This window comes from Acinetobacter sp. 148, assembly GCF_031196675.1.
Classification (GTDB): Bacteria; Pseudomonadota; Gammaproteobacteria; order Pseudomonadales; family Moraxellaceae; genus Acinetobacter; species Acinetobacter baumannii.
Window position 1 is genome coordinate 90,187 of sequence record NZ_JAVIMT010000063.1, and the last position, 20,536, is coordinate 110,722.

The following is a 20,536-nucleotide window of genomic DNA, read 5'->3' on the forward strand; positions in this document are numbered from 1 at the left end:
AAAAATGCTTAAATCAGGTTTCTGCTCTATTTTTTAAACAGAAGTTGAAGCTAAATTGATAGTTTGAGTCGGTTGCCAAATGGCTGAGTCACGATGCGTCACAAAAATAACCGTAGAAGAAAGAGCACGTATCGTTGTAACAATTTCCTGCTCAGTCTCTTCATCCAAGGCAGAGGTTGCTTCATCAAGTATTAAAATCGGCGCATTTTTGAGTAATGCTCGGGCAATTGCGACCCGCTGACGTTCACCACCAGACAATGCAGTGCCTTGTTTACCCACCGATTGATTAATTCCTTCTGAACTACGGTCAATCATTGCCCCTAATACGGCATCTCTTGCAGCCTTTTCTATTTCATCATCAGTTGCATCAGGTTTACCTAAACGGATATTTTCAGCCAGTGTACCTGTGAACAAAATAGGTTCTTGTGTGACATAAGCGATATTCGAGACCAAATCTTCATATTTCATTTGATCAAGAGCTATGCCACCAAGGGTAATTTTTCCTCTTTGTGGATCATCAAACCGTGTAAGCAATTCAAGTAAAGTACTCTTACCACTACCACTTGGTCCGGTAACCCATACTCTGCTCCCCAATGCGATATCGAGAGATATATTTTCAAGTGCTGGCGCATAGCTAATGCCTTGTACCGAAATATGATGGCCAGTAGGAATTTGAGGGTGTAATGGCTCAGGCAACTCAGGTGGATGGGTGATCTGATTAAAGTTGCGTAGTGCAGCAAATAAATCATTGATATGCAACCCTGCGGTAGCAAGTTCACCTAACGGCGCTGCTGCACGTCCAATTAAGACGAGTAATGCCAATACCAAAGCAGCATGATTGACTCCAGCGATCACCAGATATGTTGCCATCCCAGCAATCGGTAAAACACTTGCCAAGGTTGCAACAAAACTTGCAAATGCAGCAGCACGGTTGATCCGTACTAATGTCTCTTCTTGCTCTTCCCAACGATGTTCCAGCCTTTGAACCGCACGTTCTGGTCCCGCGGCTGTGCGTAATAACTCAACATGATCAACCAATTCCAACGTTGCTTGTGAAGCAGCTAAATCGGCAGTATTACGTTTTTTATCAATATGCATGAGTGCACGTTGTGCTAGGAATTGAGCAAATAAAGAGAGTAAAAGTAAGCCTAAAGCGACAAATGCTACGCCTGCTCCGGCAAGCATGCCTATTCCTATTGTTAGAAATAAAGGCATAAAAGGCGCATGTAAAAAGGTTTGCAATTGATGAGCAGGAATACTCATAAACCCAGGAATTCCCTGTCCAGCAATTGTCTTAATCTGAGCACGCTGTTCATTGGTAAACCAAGAGAGCTTGGCACGAGCTAAAGATTTGCCTAACTCAGCAAATAGGTCTCCTGCTAAACGCACACCAGTAAGGAAGCCAGCACGAGTGACTATAACTGTCACTAATATTGCTGCAATTGCACTGATGAGAACCCAGCTTGGTGACCATTGATTGACAATTGCAAATGCCAATACGGTATATGCGATTGCTTCAATTGCTGCAACAATGATCCATCCAATACCAACAATAATTAATTTTTGTTTGGCCGCACGAGGAAGCATCGAAAAAATCTGATCTTTATTTAATTTAGCAGCAGTATTCATAAAGATTTCCCTGAGTCAGTTGGGCCGTTAAGCACTAACCTGTTGTCGGCATGAGCAGCTAAGGCAAGATCATGAGTGACCATGACGATGGTTTTATTCTGGTTTTTAGCTAAGTCGCTTAACTCCAATATTATTTTTGTCGCATTGGTCTGGTCGAGTGCGCTCGTTGGCTCGTCTAATAAAATAATAGGAGCTGAGGATAAAAACGCACGCGCTATTCCTATGCGCTGTTTTTCACCGCCTGAAAGTAAAGTTGCATCTGCATTTAAATCTACTTTTAGTTGGGCCTTGAGTAATGCCTGCTCAAGTTGTGCATCATTTGCATTAACGGCAGATAAGGACAAGTTTTCTCTTACTGTGGTCGGTAATACATCTCCACCTTGTGGAATAAACAAAACCTTTTCATGTCTTAGTTTTTCATGTAATTGCAAAATATCTGTTTTTGCTAATTGAACAACACCTTCTTGCAATACAGCTAATCCAGCAAGTGCTCGCAGTAAGGTGGTTTTGCCAACTCCACTCGGTCCCGTAATTGCAGTTATTGAATTTTTTGGAAATGAATAACTTAATCGATCCAATACTTTTTGATTTTCAATTACAAAGCTTGCATTCACTATTTCGAGTGTTACATCTCCCTCAATCTGTTGTAGATTGCCCGATGAAATTACTGGCTCTTTTAAGAAAGCAGATAAACGAGTAGCTGCAGCTCGCCCAGCAGCAACATAATCAAGACCATGCCCTAAACGTAGCGAAGGTGTCACGATGGCCAAGCTAAAGAAAAGTGTTGCAGCCAAGGTCATGCTGTCGTATTGATAAGCCACGAGATAGGCTATGGCAAAGGTTGCAACAGCTTGTAGTAAGGCAGTGGCAACAGCAGCGAGTGTTGCGACTTTACTCACCCAAGACACCATATTTTGAGTGAAATTTTGTGCTGATTGAGTATAGGCTGTTAAAGCGCCTGATTGTTGCCCATATATTCGATTATCACGAATGCCGCGCGCATAATCATCAGCAGAACCAATAATATCTAACATGACCTGCATACGCGCAGCGCCATCCCGTTTTGATACATGAGGAACAATAATTAAATAATAGAGTGAAGCAATTGCCCCAGGTAATAATACCCAAAGTGCCATCGGGCCAACCAACACAACTAATAAAGCAATAGAAACTAAAGGGATTACAGCAAAAATCGCAATTTCCGACGGTAAATGTGCCACCATATGGTGTAAGGTTGCGATATCGTCTGAAACCAGTCGTTTTAAGTTTTGGTCACCCTGTTTTGATAGGGTTGTGTTAGGTAACCGAATTAAATGATGAGCAATTTGACGACGTAATCGTGCCGAAAATCCAGCCTCTGCATCATGCACTAACCATGAAGCTAGTGCTGCCAATGCCGCCCCGACTATCCAAAAAACCGCTGAAAAGATCACCCAATAAGAAGATAAATAACCAATCAACTGAATCATGCCCCACAAGGCAGTTAAGATGGCCAAACCTGAAAATACGGCAGCAAGCGTTCCTGCAAATAATTTAGGAAATGCTGGCTTGAGTGCAGGTGCCAAGGAAGAGTCTGTCATCAGATGAGATAACTTTAAATCAGACATGCTTATCTCTCTTTATATTCATAGAAAAAGCGGTACTTAAAATAAAATCTCGCTTCAATTGACCAGCAAGAATTGCCTTTTTCGGCTTTAAAAAAGCATGAATAAGAAAATCATATAAAAAGTATTTTTTTAAAAACTTTAATTGCATCAAAAACTTCCTAACCACCCTATCAAAATATTTTTAGATCATTTTCTAGACTGTAAAAATTAATATGGATTTGTCTAAATCATCTTGGTTGATATGACTAAAAACCAACTGTACGTTTAGAGGCACCTTGTAAATCAAAAATAACGTCGTCAATTAAGCTATCAATCTGACGTGTATCTCGGTGATGTGCCGTAGTAATTAAATGAGCCATATTTCCAGAGGTTGCCAGATAATGCTTTTTCCAGATGTGCTCAGAAGGACACGGAAATACCACAGTGATTGAATTCGGATTTCGCCAAGCAGGAATCCCAACTGCCTGAAAGCGATCAACCGCGTACTGGGCCATTTTTAGACAATGTTGAATTCTCTGTCGTCTTTGTAAATTGGTTTGGCTACGTATTGCTGCCCACATCAACAAGACGGTATGACCATTACGAGAACCACTAATGGTTTGATCACGTGTAGAGATATAGTCAACATCTACCGATATACGCTCTACATTTTGGCGCTTGGCCACAACAATGCCACACGGAATCGGTGAGCCAATCATTTTATGACCAGACACACAGATTGAGTCGATACCATGAGCAAAGGTAAATGCTTGAGGATGATCAACAAAAGGTAAAATCATGCCACTTAAGGCAGCGTCGGCATGAATATAATAATCTCGGCGCATGATTCCGATTTGCGCTAAGCGCTCTTGAATCATTTCAATATCATCAATTGCACCGGTCATGGTCGTACCAATATTTGCAAAAATAATGGGGTGACTTTCTTTATTGGTTTTTATTTTATGGATTAAATCATCATAGTCGATTTCACCATTATCCAATGATTCGATCACACAAGATTTCATCTGCAATAATTTGGCGATTTTTCCCACCGAATAATGCGTATCTTTTGAGTAATATAATGTGGAATCAGAAAATAGCTCACGCGCCAGATAGCAGCCAAACATATTACCTTCTGTGCCACCATTGGTTACGTATCCCCAGCTTTCTTCAAAGGGAATTTGAAAAATTTCAGCAAAATACGCCATCACATCTTTCTCAAAATCAAAAGAATTCAATGCGTAATTACTATAGTCTTTCCAATCACCACAATTATTAATAGAGAATTTGAAAAAACGGAATAAAGCGGAATAATCAAAATCTGCAGATTCAGGATATCCAATATTGAAGTATTGATGTTTTAAACAGTAATTCCAGAATGTCTCTATTCTCTCTTGATCAGCAGGCGATAAAATCATTTTTTGCTCCGTTAATATGACGATTACAAGTCGTCTAAGGAGTCGCTATCAAAGATATAAATTTTATGTATAAATTTAGCGACCAGGATTTGTCGTATGCCTTATGATGGCAACCCTCTACCCTGCAATCCTTTGCCGTGCATCAACCAATGACCACCAATTTGATAAAGTGGGTGTGCGTCCTAATTCTTCAAAACTAATATTGATTCCCTGTGCTTTGAGTTCCGAAGAAAACTGCATAATTCGTAATGAGTCCAATCCATAAAGAATCAGGTTTTCTTCGGGATCTAATTCATCTTCTTCAATCAGTTGCTGGACCTTTTGCTCTAGCCAAGGTCGTGTAATGCCTGTTGCCACCTGCCCCACTACAGATTCGGTATCCACGACTTGACCACAACGTGAAGACACATATTTCAAAGCTAAGCGATGTTCTTCTTCTGAAAAATCGGCAACTGCATCCCCAACCAGAAAGGGTTGTATGTCACTCATAAAGGCTTCGATTGCCGTAACCATACACCCGATATGGGCATAGACACCGCCAATAATGAGCTGATCACGATTCCAGTTTTGCATTCTTTCAAGCAAATCCGAACGTTTAAACGCGCTATAACGCCATTTCGTTAAGACAATGTCATGTTCAGCAGGAGAAAGTTGATCAATAATTTTTTGCTGATCGATTGTTGAGGCTGGTAAACCCGGCCCCCACATGGCATTCAGTAATGCACGATCTGCCGCTGGCTGTTCATAAGGCTGTGCTGTATAGACAACAGGAACATTGTTCTGATGTGCCCAAGTTCTTAGTTGAACTAAATGATTAACAACCGTTTTAATTAATTCACTTTCAGCATCGTAAAAATTTAAAAAGTAACGCTGCATATCATGAATTAATAAAACTGCTCGAGAAGGATCTAATTGCCAGTCTGTTTTATTATTTGGATAACTCTCTCGTTTGGGCATGAGATAAGTAGAAATTTTTGAAATAGCCATATGCTGCTCAATATTTATTAAGATGTTGTAGATGTATTTAAAATGCTGCGAAGTTGTTTTTTGTCCACCTTACCGACTGCAGTCAGTGGCAAACTTTCGATTAATTTGATCTGGTCTGGAAGTTTGTATTGTGCAATACCTAACTCCATGAGATGGCGTCTGAGCACAACAGCTTTAAGTTCAGGATTCCGAGAAACAATAAAGGCACAACTTTTTTCACCGAATTGTTCATCAACAATTGCGACCAAAGCTGCGTGCATAACTTCTGGATGCAAAAGAATAAGTTTTTCTATTTCTTCCGAAGCAATCTTTTCACCACCACGGTTAATCTGGTCTTTAATTCTTCCTACTACACGTAAATTACCATCCGAAGTACGCTGCACGAGATCGCCTGAATAGTAATAGTTGTCCTTATCAAAGACCTGTGAATTATGTTCAGGGCTTTGGTAATAACCGCAAAAGGTATAAGGTCCCCGAGTCGCAAGCATCCCTATTTCACCTTCTGGAACCTCTTTATACTGTTCATCCACAATTTTGATTTCATCATCAGAACTGATAGGACGCCCTTGTGTCGTAAATATTTGCTCATCGGAGTCATCTAGTCTGGTGTAATTGACCAAGCCTTCAGCCATTCCAAATACTTGTTGTAATTTACAATTGAGAACTTCAGGAACTTGACGGGCTAAAGATTCAGGGAAACTTGCTCCACCTACTTGAAGCAACTCTAAAGACTGAGTTTGATCTTTATATTGCGCGGCTTTTTCTAGCCACATAATGACAGCACTCGGCACTAAAGATGCCATATTGACTTGATGTCTTTGAATAATAGAAAAACAATTGAGCGGTTCAGGATTTGGTGCCATAACAACACATCCACCTGCATGTAAAACACCTAATGCACCAGGTGAGCTCAACATAAAGTTATGCGGAGCTGGCAGAGCACATAATAACCGGGTATTTGAGTTTAAACCGCAAATCTCGGCACTGGCTCGCACACTATAGTCATAGTCATTATGCGTGCGTGGAATAAGTTTTGGTGTTCCCGTACTTCCACCTGACAACTGAAAGAAAGCAACTTCATCAGCAGGTGTAGATGAAAAATCGACAAAGGTCTCTGCTGGTGTTTCAATCCAGTCTAATAGTCCGAAATCGGTAGCTTGATGATTGAGCATCAAAATAATTTCAGGACTTAAATTTACATCATGAAGTGAATCAATAAATTGATTATTGCTAAATACTTCATGCTGACGCGAACCAATTAAAAGCTTAGGTTGAATCTGTTTAATAAAGGCATTTAGTTCATATTGGCGATGGCTATATAGCGCATTGAGCACAACCACGCCTGCTTTAAGCAAGGCAAAAAAGACAATATAAAACTCCGCAACATTGGGAAGTTGTACTAAAGCAGTATCACCCTTGCCCAAGCCTTTTTCAGCTAGTCGAGAAGCTAAATTTGTTGATAGCCGGTCCAGCTCGATATAACTCAACTGACGCTCACCACAAATAATTGCCGGCGAATGCGGATGCGATTGAACCCCTACCGTTAAAATGCGCGTCAAAGGTTGGTCAATCCAATAACCTTTATTTCGATAGTGTTGCGCTCTTTCTGGAGACCAGCGAACAAACTCAATCAACTGTTTTTTCATGACATTCTAAATATTCAATTTAATTTAATGGTTATCAAGCTATTGATTCTTGGTAAATTTTCTTACATATCGGCATAAATATTTAATTTGAATACCGACAAAAGAAAACTCTTAAGACGGACAAGCTATATATTCACAGCAAAATTGGAAATGATTAACAAATGCAACTGGTAATCATTTTCATTTGTTTGTATGATGCTGAAACAAGATTAATTTGTCAACCGAGTTATCGTTCAATGTGTGAATTAACTTCGATGCAAGCGGCCTGCTGGTTTGGTCGCTCTGGCAACGCAACTTTAGGTGGGGTTGCTGCCCATCTCTATGCAGAATTTGACGGTCAATTTATTGATCTACAAAAATTACATTTAGCACTTCAACGACTTTATAAAGAACACCCTATTTTGAGATTAAGTTTGAGTGCCGATGGCATCGCAAACATCATGGCTGAGAAGGCTCAACAGATATTAGAAGTCGATGATTTTTCAAAGCTTAGCGATCATGAAATTGAGCAAATGCTCATGCAAAAACGGGAGCAATGGACCCATCAAAAACTTGATTTAAGTCAGGGCCAAACTGCAAGATTTTCTGTAAGTGTTCTTAAAAATAATATTTTTCGTTTTCATGTAGATACGGACATGATTGCTATAGATCCATCCAGCTTCTTGAATTTAATGGAAGATCTTTCTTTGTTTTATGAAGACCCAGAAATATCATTCTCCCGTCCGCCTAATTTTTTTGACTGGTATCAGAAAATACGGACGGACCCTGACCTAAAAAAATTAAACCAACGAGACCGCTTATGGTGGAAACAACGTCTGCCTCATATTAGTCCTGCTCCGTCTCTACCTTTCATTCATCAAGAATTCAAAACAGCAAAAAGTGATCGTTTAAGTACGTGGTTATCGCCAAAAAAACGAAAAGCATTACAACAACTTGCTAGAGAACAACGCATTACTGTGACCAATCTGATATTAGGTCTATTTGCCTATACGCTTGGTCATGCAACCAAAGATCATAGCTTCCGATTAAATATTCCTACTTTTTGGCGTGAGCCGGTTTTAAAAAATGTCGAAGGCGCTATTGGTGATTTTGCTAATTTAGTCATCCTTGATGTCGATATGAAAGGAATAACAACCTTAGCTGCATTCTGCAAACAAATAGCAAATCAAATGCTTGAGTTATTAGAGCATTCACATTATTCGGGTGTGAATGTTCTACGTGACCTGTCCCGTTATCATGGTAGTGCACAGATTGCTCCAGTGGTATTTACAGCGGCACTCGACTTAGAAAACGATAATTTGCTTTCCGAACGTGTCCGCCGTGTTTTTGGCTCAATGAATTGGGTCATTTCACAAGGGCCGCAAGTTGCACTTGATGCTCAAGTTGCTCATGTAGATGACGGTATTTTAGTTAATTGGGATATCCGTTTAGATGCTCTACCCAAAGAATGGACCACAAATTTATTTGAATCTTTCATTCATTTACTTAAAAATCTTGCCGCACATCCTGATCAACTGAATACACAAATTATAAACTCAGCACAAAATACCTCGTCAGATCGTACGTCTCAAAAACCATTAAATGCATTACAGCAAGCTTATCTATTAGGTCGAACTCAAGCCCTTCCTTTAGGTGGTGTTGCCATGCAAGAGTTTAGGCAGTATCACGGCAAAATGGATATTGTTTTATTAAGACAACGATTGGCAGAAATGGTACGGCGGCATGACAGCTTACGAACCTATATTGATAAAAATAGGTTAATACAATATGTAAGCGATCAAGTGAGTGTCAATTTAAAAGAAATAGACCTAACTACATGGGAACCTGAACGTGCTTCTCACCACATCGAATCCTATAAAAATAGTTATACGCATGAGCTATTTGATTTAAATCAGTCGCCTTGGAATATCACCGTATTTTTATTAAAAAATAATCTATTAACGATTTTTGTCCGCTTTGATGCATTGATTTTAGATGGCCGATCTATAGCTTCACTTATGTTAGAGCTATTTGATGGACAACAACATGATATCCAAACTCAAATAGAAAAAAATGAAGTTGAAAATAGCTTATCTGTTCATCAGGCAGATATGGCTTACTGGGAAAGAAAATTTTCTAAATTATCGGCTATTCCTGCGCTTCCGTGGAAAACGCCCTTACAGCATTTACCGACTTCACGTTACCAACGTAATAGTCTGGTTATAGAAAAAGATCAATTTAAACAGTTGTCTAAAATTGGCGCAAAACATTCACTGTTTAAAAACTCAGTCATCATGGCGCTTATTTTGGAAGTGCTATCTCATTGGAACACTGAAAAATCTCTATGCGTTGCTGTTCCTACACTTCCCCTCTATGCCGGACCATTTTCCAATAGCTCTACGTTTATTGCTGTTGAGTGGAAAACTTCAGATCAATTTGCTGAACAAGCAAACCGTTTGCAAACTGAAGTTTTAGAGGGTTTACAGCATCTTTCATTTTCAGGCGTTGATCTCGCTCGACTACTATTTGAAAAAGTTGGCACTGCTCCAGTATTGCCAATTGTAATTACAAATGGTTTATCATGGCCGGTATTATCTGAATCTCATCCTATTCAGCAACTAGATGGCCTTACTCAAACACCTCAAGTCGCAATTGATATTCGCTTTAGCACAAGAAATGACGGCGCTTTGATTTTCGATATTGATTATGCCCAAGAAGCATTTCCACCCAACATGATTGACGATTTCTTGGATGCACTGCAATTAGCAATCAAGCAAATTATTGGTTCAGAAATATTCAGTTTTGATCTCAGCAATTTTTTCAGTGAGCTTCAAAATAAACGACCATATTTTAAAAATAATGAGTCCGATCATTCATCTATACCACTTGAAAATAATGCTAAACAGCAAAATCAACTACTCGACATTTACTTAGAAGTGATAGGCCACACACCAAATAAGGAAGTGGACAACTCAACTCATTTTACTCATCTCGGGCTACGTCCACATCATTTAAAGGTCGTTTCAAAACGTATTAATGAAACATACGCGATTCAGCTCTCACCTGTTCAACTTATTCAATGTCGCAATATTGCTGATGTAGAGAAACTACTAACAGAACATTAATTCGTATTTTGAACTTTCATCATTTTGGAAACAGATAAAGTATAAACATGAAAAAAATAGATATTACCGGAATTGGTATTGGGCCATTCAACTTAGGTTTAGCTGCTCTTTTGTCTCATCATCCCGAAATCAAAAGCGTATTTTTAGAACGTAAACCAGAATTTCGATGGCATGAAGGGTTGCTATTGCAAGGTACGACATTACAAGTTCCTTTCTTTGCCGACTTGGTTACTATGGCCAATCCTTGCCATCCCTTAGGCTATATTAATTATTTACATCAACATGATCGCTTGCATCAGTTTTATTATTACGACAGTTTTTTAATTCCACGCCGTGAATATGACCATTATTGCCGTTGGGCTTCAAAACAATTACCCGATTGTCGATTTGGAGAAAACGTAAGCCATGTGGAATATGACGCCAAGCTGGATAAATTTATTATAGAAAGTGAATCAGCCTCAGGCGAAAAACAAAAATATATAAGCCAAAATCTGGCGATTGGTATTGGAACTAAACCTCGAATTCCTAAATGGCTGGAAACATGCAAACACCCTTTGGTAAAACATTCAGCGGAGTTTGCAAAAATTCAGGAACAACTCAAGCAATGTAAACAGGTCACGGTTATTGGCTCGGGCCAGAGTGCAGCAGAATGTGTGCTTGCTTTATTTAATTCACTTACACCAGAACAAGTAAAAGCAGGCGCATCTATTCGTTGGATCACACGTTCTGCCGGCTTTCACCCAATGGAATATTCTAAACTTGGGCAAGAATGTTTTACCCCTGCATATATGCAATATTTCCAAAGCCTGCCTAGAGATAAACGTCGTGACATTGCTGCTAGTCAGGGCCTGATCTATAAAGGGATTAGCTTCTCAACCATTGGCGATATATATGATGTGCTTTATGAGCGTTCAGTGGCTGGTGAGAAATCCGGTTTAAGCCTATACACAAGCTGCGAAGTTGAATCGGTTGAAGAACTTGAATCGGGTTCTCTGCGTTTAACCTGTTTGCATACCCAACTCGATCAACGTTGCGAATTAGAAACTGATGCCCTTGTCGCAGCTACAGGCTATGTTCATGATTGGCCTGAATGGTTCCAAAATATGAAAGGTTCTATTTTAGCGGTTGATGATAAAAATGATTGTATTGTTCAGGAAGACTTTACGGCTTTACGTTGTGATCAGGGACAAGGTCGAATTTTCATTCAGAATGCCGAGATTTTTCAGCAAGGCGTTGGTTCTCCTGACTTAGGGATTGGAGCAACTCGAAACTCAGTCATTATTAATCAATTACTGGGGCGTAATGCTTATCGAATTCCTAAACAGTCTTCTTTCCAGCATTATGGTTTACCAAAATAAAAAAACGCTTAATAAAAAAACTGCCAAATCAAATTTGGCAGTTTTTTTATATGTTCTTTTTAGATCAAATTAAAAATCAATTGTGGCAGATAATAAATAAGTACGTGGTGCACCAAGCATTAAACTTGTAAATTGAGGCATTGACCAATATGACTTATTGGTGAGGTTATCAATATTCCCGCGAATAGTGACAGGAAATTGAGCTATTTTCGTATTATAACGTGCGCCAATTCCGTACACTTCACGTCCAGGCACTGAGGTTGAATTATCATTATAAATATATTGTTTAGACGCAGCTGTCGCATTGGCAGTCAAAGTTAAGCCAGGGATATACGACACATCACCTTCAATACCAAGCTTAGCTTGCACTTTTGGAACACCGGCAACAACATTTCCAAACTCGCTTGCAATTCTGGTTTTTGTAATTTTAGGATCAATATAAGTTAATCCTCCCATTACACGAATACTGTCAACAGGTGAACCATAAAAGCCCCATTCAACTCCGCGATTACGTTGTTCTCCATCAGCGCCATAAATAGATTTGATTTTTTCATCGGTACTTTTAATTACATACGAATTTCTAGATTTGATCTGAAATACACTAAACGTATTGGTGAAGTTACCGCTGTCAATTTTAATTCCGGTTTCCATCTGTTTAGTTTTAAAAGGAGAAAATATTTGCCCCTCATTTTCGTAGTTTTGTCCGGTAGGTACGGTTCCCCCTGAGCTTAATCCTTCAATATAGTTTGCATATAATGAAACATGATCATTTGCTTTTACCAAAATTGCAGCTGCAGGTGTAATAGCGTTCTTATCATAACGACCGTTAATATTTCGGACGCCCTGCCCATTTAAACTTTCGGTGACAATATTTTGATAACGCAGTCCTAAGGTTAATTGGACTTGATCTTGGAGAACCGACATCGTATCGGCTAAGCCAACACTTGTTAAATTTTCTTTATTACTAAAAATAGGTGCAATAGGAACGCGGTTCGGTTTACTGCCCCAATTCGGATTATAAATATTAGTTACACGATCTCCCTCAGGAAATCCTTGTCTAATACCAGCTTCGTCATCCGTTTCGCGGTAATGTGTTGCATTTAATGCCAGAGCATGTTTTACAGCACCTGTATCAAATTTACCACGTAAACCCACTTCAGCAGATTTACGTTCATATTTGAAACCTAAATGTGCAATATTAAACTTTATATCTCCCGCTTCATTTTGTATTTCAGTTTTAGCAGCACCTAAAGTGTTATATTCTGTTTTACTCATACCTGCCGTTGCATACGCCATCCACTTATCATTTAAGTCATACTCGCCTCGGATCATACCTCCCGTATCACGCGTGTTATAGACCGTCCACGTTGGGTTCAATAAAGTATCGGGATTTGGCGCTTTGGGTAAATTGACACCCGGTAAAATGGTTAAACCACGATTTATACCGTCAGCATGGTCACGGCTAGTATATAAATCGGCTGAAAGTCGTGCATTGTCGCCTCTCCAATCTAAACCAAGTGAAAATAGATGAGTGGTTTTTTCCTGCTCTTTAATCGGTCCTTCACCATCTCGATATACGCTATTGAACCGCACACCAAACTCTTTGTTTTCACCAAAACGACGCCCAATATCCAGATGGCCTCCGAATTGTGAATCTGACATATACGTCGTTGTAAAACGAGTTAAGGGATCATCTCCTGCACGTTTCGGAACCAAGTTAACTGTTCCCCCTAAAGTTGAACCTGGAGGCATTCCGTTTAGCATTGCTGAAGGGCCTTTTAACACGTCAATACGTTCAAACATTTCCGGTGAAGCGCGGTATAAAGGAGCAATACCATATAATCCGCCCATAGAAGTATCGCGGCCAGCAGCCACAGAACTTGATCTAAATCCACGAATAGCATAACTTTCTGCAATTACGCCGTAAGCGCCAGTTGAAAAAATAGATGGATCCGTTTTTGCAATCACATCGGTGATATCTTTCGCTTGCTGATCTGCAATATATTTTTCTGTATACGCAATGGTATTAAACGGGGTTTCCATAGCGGTTTTATTACCTAAAAAGCCAACTGAGCTTTTCGACGAAACCTGTCCTCCCGCATAAGTATCATCTTGTTCAGCTTTTACGGTAATTGCGGGTAAAGCTGCGACATTTGTTTGAGCAGCCTGTTGTTGTTCTAGAGTTTTTGTTGAATTATCAATAACAGCAGCATAGGTATTTGATGCACATAGAACAAATACAGTGCCTAATGCATAGCCTAATCGAAGGGCCATTTGTGCAGATGCAATACCATTTAATACAAAAGAACGGTGATTAATTCTTTGATCATTCCCAGTTTTAAAATTACGGTTATCGCTAACGTTGTTCATTGAAAGACCTTTAATGTTGTGATTCATTTTTTATTAACTATCTGCTTAAAATTCATAGCAAAATAGTGAAAATTTATGCTGTAAAACTTAACTAAGTGATGTGCCCAAAAATTTATTGATAGCCTTTTTTCACATCTTCCATCACTATTTTGAGTGAGGTTGGGCTTGCAGCCGTGGTGTACCACGCATCGGCATCGACAAAAATGACACGACCGTTTTTCCATGCTTTGGTTTGACGTAATAATGGATTTTCAACACTGGCAGCATTAATGTTTGAGCGATGTTCCATCACAGCAGTTCGGTCCACGATATAAAGAATATCGGGATCCGCTTTTTTGATGAATTCACTCGAAATAGGTTGTCCATGTAGACTTGTATCCACCACTCCACTTGCAGGCTTTACCCCAAAGGCATTAAAAATAAAGCCATAGCGTGACTGAATACCAAAATTACTAAATGCCCCATTGTTATGAAGAACGACTAATGCTCTTTCTGGGCGATTGGCCGTTACGGCTTGTACTTGCTTCACCTGTTCATCAAGTTCAGAAACTTTCTGGCGAGCTAAGTCTTCTTTATTAAATATTTTTCCTAAGGTCATCATATGGTCTTTAACCAGACCAATATGATTACTCTCGCTGTTGTTGAAGTTAATATCGTAGTGAATGGTCGGGGCAATTTTTGACAGTTCCTGATATTGATTAACGTGTAATGGCGTCATCAAAATCAGGTCTGGTTTTAATGCATATATCCGCTCCATATTGGGCTGTACAATTGCACCCAAATCCTGAATTTGTGCATCTTTTTTATATTTTTCCAAAAAGTGTGGAACATAATCTTTTGGCATTCCCATAATCGGGACATTGAGTTGATCTAGAAAGTCAGCTTCATTCATATCAAGTACAGCAACGCGTTGCGGTAAATGGTCTATCACCGTAGTTCCAAGCGCATGTTTTACCGTAATCGGTTCTGCTAGCTTCTGAGAAGCTTGAGTGGTATCTGCAACTTTTTGATCACATGCTTGTAGAGTGACAGCTGCCGCTATGATTAGGGCTACTCCCCCATACTTTTTCTTCCAGTTCATATGTATTCAAGCTCCAGATGAGTTGAAGTAATTACACATACAGCCACGCTCACTGTATGTAATTTCAAAATCAAGCTCGTACAGATCATTTAATTGCGCCTCTGTAATCACTTGTTCCGTTAACCCACTGAAATGAAGCTTGCCGTTCTTGAGCGCGACAATATGGTCCGAGTAATTCGTGGCAAAATTGATGTCATGAATGACTAAAATCACAGTGCGCCCTTGTTCATCACATAAGCGTCTGAGTGCACGCATAATTTGAACGGCATGTTTCATATCAAGGTTATTTAAGGGTTCATCTAATAAAAGTACGTCTGTTTGCTGGGCGATCGTCATCGCCAAAAAGGCCATTTGCCTTTGACCACCACTAATTTCATCTATGTAAGATTTGCGCAGTGGTTCTAAAGAAAGAAACTCAATAGCTTCATCAACCACCTGACGATCTTGCTCGGTTAAAACACCACGGCTATAAGGAAAGCGTCCAAATGAAACCAGCTCTTCTACGGTTAAGCGCAAATTAAAGCCGGGTGCTTGACGTAAAGTCGCGACATGCTTGGCGTAAACAGCGGTTTTAATACCCGCAATATTTTGATGATTAAGAAAAATCTCGCCTTTATCCGGCTCAATTAAACGTGCCATCATCATGAGCAAAGTCGATTTTCCGGCTCCATTTGGGCCAATGAGTGACGTCACCTGACCTGTAGGAAATTCAACATTTACGTCAGTCAGTATTGGCTTATTTCCATATGACTTATTGATATTCTTGACATGAATCATGCAACACCTCGGGTACGAACCGTCAGCGCAAGGAAGTAAATGCCACATACCAGATTGACCAAAATGCTGACGGTCGTTTTGTAATTAAAAACGTGCTCAACTAAAATTTGAGCAGCAATAAATATGGCAATCGTGATGGCACAGCCCATGGGCAGCGTTAATTTATGCTTATAACTTCTTGTTAGCGCATAAGTAATGTTGGCAATGAATACGCCCATAAATACTGTCGGGCCAATCAGGCTGGTAGATACCGCAACCAAAATAGCGATCAGGGCTAAATAGAAACTGACATAGCGGTGATGATGAATGCCTAATGAAATCGCTTGCTCACGCCCTAAAATCAGAACATCCAGAACAGGGAGCGCTTTCCTACCGAGAAATAGAACAATGACTACGGCTAAGCTGGCATACAATAAAGTTTCTGGTTGAGAGCGATTAAATGAAGCATAGCTAAGGCCTTGGAAAACAGAAAATTCACCAGGATTAATTTTGAGTTGAATAAATTGAGTAATCGTCCCAACGACCATCGTAAGGACTAACCCTAAAAGCAACAGGAGAAAGACATCATTTCTGCCATATGGCAATAACCACTTATGGATTACCCACGAATAAAGCAGCATTAAAACGATAGAGATAAAGAAATTACCATTTACCCCTAACTGACTTAATCCATGTGTCCCCCAAAAGAACAACAACAAAACTTGCCATAAGAGATAAATCGCTTCATAGCCCATAATGGAAGGGGTCAAAATACGATTACCGACCAATGTTTGAAAAACAATCGAGGAAAAAGCAACGCAAATACCGGCTATCACAATCGTGGCAAGACGCAGAAGTCGGTTAGGAATGACATAATCAAAATCTAACCCTGAGTTTAAAAATAAAAAACATACTGCTAGACAGACGACAATCAGATAAATCATCCATAGCTTTGTAATACGCATTATCTGAACTCCCTCAAAATGAGGATGAGGAAAATAATTCCCCCCACACCACCTGCGGTAAGTCCGATCGGCACTTCAAATGGATAAATAATCGAGCGGCCAAGAATGTCACAAATCAGTAATAGAGACGCCCCACCTAAAGCCACAATGGGCAAGGTTTTAGCTAAGTTTTCTCCGTATTTCAGTGCGACTAAATTAGGGACCACGAGCCCGACAAAAGGAATAGCACCAACCGTAATTACTGTGGTCGAAACTGTAATGGCAACCAGTATCAAACCAATGGCGGCTATAGCTGCATAACTGAGTCCCAAACTAGATGCCATCTCTTCCCCCATACCAATTACGGTAAAGCGGTGTGCGAAAAGATAAGTCAGGACAACAATCGGAAAAATAATGTAAATAACTTCATAGTGACCTTGGACAATTTTTGAAAAATCTCCTAAAAGCCACCCTTGCATACTTTGTAAAATATTAAAGCGATATGCATAAAACTCAGCTAAGGCACTCAGTACACTGCCGTACATCAAGCCAATAACCGGTACTAAAACCGTATTTCTAAAACGGATCCGGCGAATAATTGCGATATAAATTAAGCTGGCAATAAAACAAAAAATGATCGCAAATATCATCTTGCTCAGCGTGCTGGTTACCGGAACTAAAGTTAATGACACTAAAATTCCCAGTTTGGCAGCATCTAAACCACCCGATGTTTCCGGTTCAACAAACTTGTTACGCACAATATGCTGCAAGATGACGCCACATACCGCCAACCCGATACCGGTAAGCACAATAGTAATTAAACGAGGAATACGGCTGGCTGTAAGAGTGAGCCAACTCTCCTGAGAAAAAGAAAATATGGTAGACCACTGTATTTGCTCAGCCCCGAGCAATAACGAGCAAATACATAAAATGATAAAAATACAGAATAAGCCAAATCGCATCAGTGGCGTGCCCCACTTGAGCGTAATAAAGCCGATGCAAATTGCAAATTTAATCCCATCAAACCAAAGCGAGGGAAAATTTGTTCAACATTTGATGGGCTTATTAGCCTTTCATGATTGAATATTCTCATGAAAATTCCTCAATTTTATCGAGACAACAGACTCAGTTCCTTTTGAATAGGCAAAATCACAGTCCTATTCCGAGGAGCATTTTTTCATCTTTAAATTATTTTTGCCCAACCAATTTCGAATTAAATAAATATTAATCAATCACTTATTATTTATTTTCTATTTTAAAAATTCGTCATTCTCAATTGGTACCATCTACTTGCAAATAATAATCTTGATGTAAATGAGAATCAATTATAGTATGTTTAAAGGTAAAATGTAACCCTACTGTTACATCAGTACAGTTCATGTGGACATCAGCTCATTAGAAAAAGGTCAATTTTTGCAAACAAGCAAATCTATAACATTATGAATTATATGAAATTTAATCTAATGTAAAAAATTTGCGAAATAAAAATTGATGAAAATAGCCATTTGATAAATCAGGATTCATTTATGTTGGAACAATTTTCCAAATCGCCCTCTCTCCTTTCGGTTACTGATTACGAAGAACATATCTGGATGTTGCAATTACAACAGCCTGAACAAGTTAACCGACGTTTTAATCTGTGGAAACTTAATCAAGATTTAGACATTCAACTGCTCACTAAAGCAATTCAAGACATCATTAAAACTACACCTGACTTAAATGTTCGCTATACATTTAGTGACGAAGGTGATTTATACAAGTATCCATTTGATGACCATTCAGCTTGCCTAGAAGTTAAAAAGAGCAATGCAGAACAAGTATTTGAGCAGGTCGCTACCTTAAAAGCGCAATCATGGAATGCAGAATTTCATCCCCCTTTTTTTACAAGTCTCGTAGAAACTGAACAAGACTATTTCCTTATTTTAGCGCTCCACCCGATTCTCGATGAAAGCTATCAAAAGTCAGATTTCATTCAGGCCATACAAAATCGTTATCAACAAAACTCACCACATAATATGCCATTGGTGCTGACAGAAATTGATATCTCAAATCAACTAGATGTAAGTTCTACAAAAGCGCCAGAACAAGCTAACCAAAACTATGTGTCAGAAATTATTTTAGAAGAGTTCCGAAGTACGCTCGCTGAACCAGAAATGAGCCAACATGATGACTTTTTTGATTTTGGCGGCCATTCACTATTAGCAACGCGAATTATTGGAAACCTACTCAATAAACATGGAATTGAGATTCAATTTAATGATTTCTTTAAATCTCCATCTGCTGCCGATTTAGCTCAATACGCTTTCGTTAAAACTGCAAAAACTGAAAAAACTACCTTACAAAGTGTCGATCAAGCCCCGCTTACTTTAGCTCAAGATTTCCTGTGGCAAGCTTATTCTGCATTCGATTTTAGCCCAATTTATAACTTACCATTTGCCGTAGAATTCCTTGAAGAAATTAATGAAGATGTTTTCTTACAAGCCTTTACAGATATTGTTGAGCGCCATGCAGGTTTACGCACAATTTTTAATAGCGCCAATGGTCAAACCTATCAGCAGGTTGTTCCTACGTCTGAACTTCAACAATTCAAATGGTTTTGGAACAGTGCCGAAAGTCACGATGCAACGCTTGCCAGTGAAGCTTCATATAAATTTGATTTAACCCGTGAACTTCCCTTAAGAATTCGTTTAATTCGAAATGCCAAAGGTCGCCAAACTCTATCGTTTTTAGTCCACCACATGGTGATTGATGAATGGTCTTTAAATACCATTATGGCTGACCTTGCGCATGCTTATCTTGCTCGCTCAAATGCTCAAGCCCCAAACTGGAAAGCACCCGCCCAATCCATTCTTGATTTTTCTTTACTCCAGCAAAAACAAGGTATTAACCAAGACCATCTAAATTATTGGACTAACCTGTTAAGAGGAGCAACCAAAGGACTAAACCTTCCTGTTTCGGAACATGAATTAAATGCTGAAAAGGAAAAACCTCCAGTCCAATGGCTCGAACTTAAATTTGCACCAGAAATGCATGAAAAGCTTCTCGCATTTTCGAGACAACACAGCTCTTCTATTTTCACGGTTCTCTATACTGCTATCGCCCATGCATTACAGCAACAAGGTAATTTAAAAGATATTGTGATTGGTACTTCTGCCTCTGGACGAACTGATCCTGAGTTTTTTGATACGGTGGGTTACTTTACAACCATGGTGGCGCATCGCACACAGTTTAGCCCTTCAGATTCATTCCAATCATTGCTCCACAATATCAGCACAATGATTAATACCTCGATGGCCTATGCAGATATTCCAATCAACCATATTCAAAATGCATTAGGAATGCGTGCCGATGAAGGACTGTTATTTGATGTGTTTATTCATATCCATTCAAATAATGCTTTAAACGGCGCGCTTAAAACACCTCAGGGACAAGACCTTCCTTATCGTCAGATCTTGCCGGAACGTGATGAATCGATGTTCGGGTTACATTTTGAAATTATGGAAAATGTGATTGATGAACAGCATCAGTTAAGCATGATTATTACGTATCAGGCTCACCGCTTCCCGACTACAACAGTGGAAAGTATTTGCGAAAAAATTAAGGCAACCTTAGCTCAAATCTAGTTGCCCTAAAACCAACCATGTGCTTAAAAGCAAA

Annotated in this window: 15 protein-coding genes; 3 read left to right on the forward strand and 12 right to left on the reverse strand. The window is 39.4% G+C overall.

Features of this window, described 5'->3' with window-relative positions:
* Positions 1–33 precede the first annotated feature (33 nt).
* The 6 genes from barB to basE form a co-directional block, all read right to left on the reverse strand.
* Positions 34–1,629 (reverse strand): acinetobactin export ABC transporter permease/ATP-binding subunit BarB, encoded by a 1,596-nt coding sequence (barB, locus tag RFX69_RS11195; RefSeq protein ID WP_289332516.1) that lies wholly within the window; start codon positions 1,627–1,629, stop codon positions 34–36.
* Complete coding sequence (gene barA / locus RFX69_RS11200) at positions 1,626–3,236, reverse strand: acinetobactin export ABC transporter permease/ATP-binding subunit BarA (RefSeq protein ID WP_272351978.1); 1,611 nt, start codon at positions 3,234–3,236, stop codon at positions 1,626–1,628. The genes barB and barA overlap by 4 nt, the downstream gene beginning before the upstream one ends.
* Positions 3,229–3,384 (reverse strand): hypothetical protein, encoded by a 156-nt coding sequence (locus tag RFX69_RS11205; RefSeq protein WP_001176134.1) that lies wholly within the window; start codon positions 3,382–3,384, stop codon positions 3,229–3,231. Before RFX69_RS11205 ends, barA begins: the two co-directional genes overlap by 8 nt.
* A 97-nt stretch (positions 3,385–3,481) precedes the next feature.
* Complete coding sequence (gene basG / locus RFX69_RS11210) at positions 3,482–4,633, reverse strand: acinetobactin biosynthesis histidine decarboxylase BasG (RefSeq protein ID WP_000603882.1); 1,152 nt, start codon at positions 4,631–4,633, stop codon at positions 3,482–3,484.
* Between the two features lie 117 nt (positions 4,634–4,750).
* Positions 4,751–5,620, reverse strand: coding sequence for an acinetobactin biosynthesis bifunctional isochorismatase/aryl carrier protein BasF (basF, locus tag RFX69_RS11215; protein ID WP_001018273.1), 870 nt, complete (start codon positions 5,618–5,620; stop codon positions 4,751–4,753).
* A gap of 17 nt (positions 5,621–5,637) precedes the next feature.
* Positions 5,638–7,266: a (2,3-dihydroxybenzoyl)adenylate synthase BasE gene (gene basE, locus RFX69_RS11220; RefSeq protein ID WP_000744374.1), complete on the reverse strand. Its 1,629-nt coding sequence runs from the start codon at positions 7,264–7,266 to the stop codon at positions 5,638–5,640.
* Between the two features lie 161 nt (positions 7,267–7,427).
* Between basE and basD the strand changes: the two genes are divergently transcribed.
* On the forward strand, positions 7,428–10,370 hold the full coding sequence (gene basD, locus RFX69_RS11225) for an acinetobactin non-ribosomal peptide synthetase subunit BasD (protein ID WP_289332517.1): 2,943 nt from the start codon (positions 7,428–7,430) through the stop codon (positions 10,368–10,370).
* Between the two features lie 47 nt (positions 10,371–10,417).
* Positions 10,418–11,728, forward strand: a complete 1,311-nt coding sequence (gene basC, locus RFX69_RS11230; protein WP_000717757.1) for a putative histamine N-monooxygenase — start codon at positions 10,418–10,420, stop codon at positions 11,726–11,728.
* 69 nt (positions 11,729–11,797) lie between these two features.
* On the opposite strand, the gene RFX69_RS11235 is transcribed toward basC, so the two are convergent.
* The 6 genes from RFX69_RS11235 to RFX69_RS11260 all read right to left on the reverse strand — a co-directional run bounded on the left by RFX69_RS11235 (position 11,798) and on the right by RFX69_RS11260 (position 17,972).
* Positions 11,798–14,125 carry a TonB-dependent siderophore receptor gene (locus RFX69_RS11235; protein WP_289332518.1) on the reverse strand — a complete coding sequence of 776 codons (2,328 nt, stop codon included), beginning with the start codon at positions 14,123–14,125 and terminating at the stop codon, positions 11,798–11,800.
* 85 nt (positions 14,126–14,210) lie between these two features.
* Positions 14,211–15,179: a siderophore-binding periplasmic lipoprotein BauB gene (gene bauB / locus RFX69_RS11240; protein ID WP_001104131.1), complete on the reverse strand. Its 969-nt coding sequence runs from the start codon at positions 15,177–15,179 to the stop codon at positions 14,211–14,213.
* Positions 15,180–15,185: 6 nt separating this feature from the next.
* Positions 15,186–15,956, reverse strand: a complete 771-nt coding sequence (gene bauE, locus RFX69_RS11245; protein ID WP_000582122.1) for a ferric acinetobactin ABC transporter ATP-binding protein BauE — start codon at positions 15,954–15,956, stop codon at positions 15,186–15,188.
* Entirely contained in the window at positions 15,953–16,900 is a 948-nt protein-coding gene (bauC, locus tag RFX69_RS11250) for a ferric acinetobactin ABC transporter permease subunit BauC (RefSeq protein WP_289332519.1), read from the reverse strand. Before bauC ends, bauE begins: the two co-directional genes overlap by 4 nt.
* Positions 16,900–17,841, reverse strand: a complete 942-nt coding sequence (gene bauD, locus RFX69_RS11255; protein ID WP_289332520.1) for a ferric acinetobactin ABC transporter permease subunit BauD — start codon at positions 17,839–17,841, stop codon at positions 16,900–16,902. Before bauD ends, bauC begins: the two co-directional genes overlap by 1 nt.
* Positions 17,841–17,972, reverse strand: a complete 132-nt coding sequence (locus RFX69_RS11260; protein ID WP_001218004.1) for a hypothetical protein — start codon at positions 17,970–17,972, stop codon at positions 17,841–17,843. The genes bauD and RFX69_RS11260 overlap by 1 nt, the downstream gene beginning before the upstream one ends.
* A gap of 499 nt (positions 17,973–18,471) precedes the next feature.
* On the opposite strand from RFX69_RS11260, the gene basB reads away from it, so the two are divergent.
* Positions 18,472–20,502, forward strand: coding sequence for an acinetobactin non-ribosomal peptide synthetase subunit BasB (gene basB, locus RFX69_RS11265; RefSeq protein WP_289332557.1), 2,031 nt, complete (start codon positions 18,472–18,474; stop codon positions 20,500–20,502).
* Positions 20,503–20,536 lie beyond the last annotated feature (34 nt).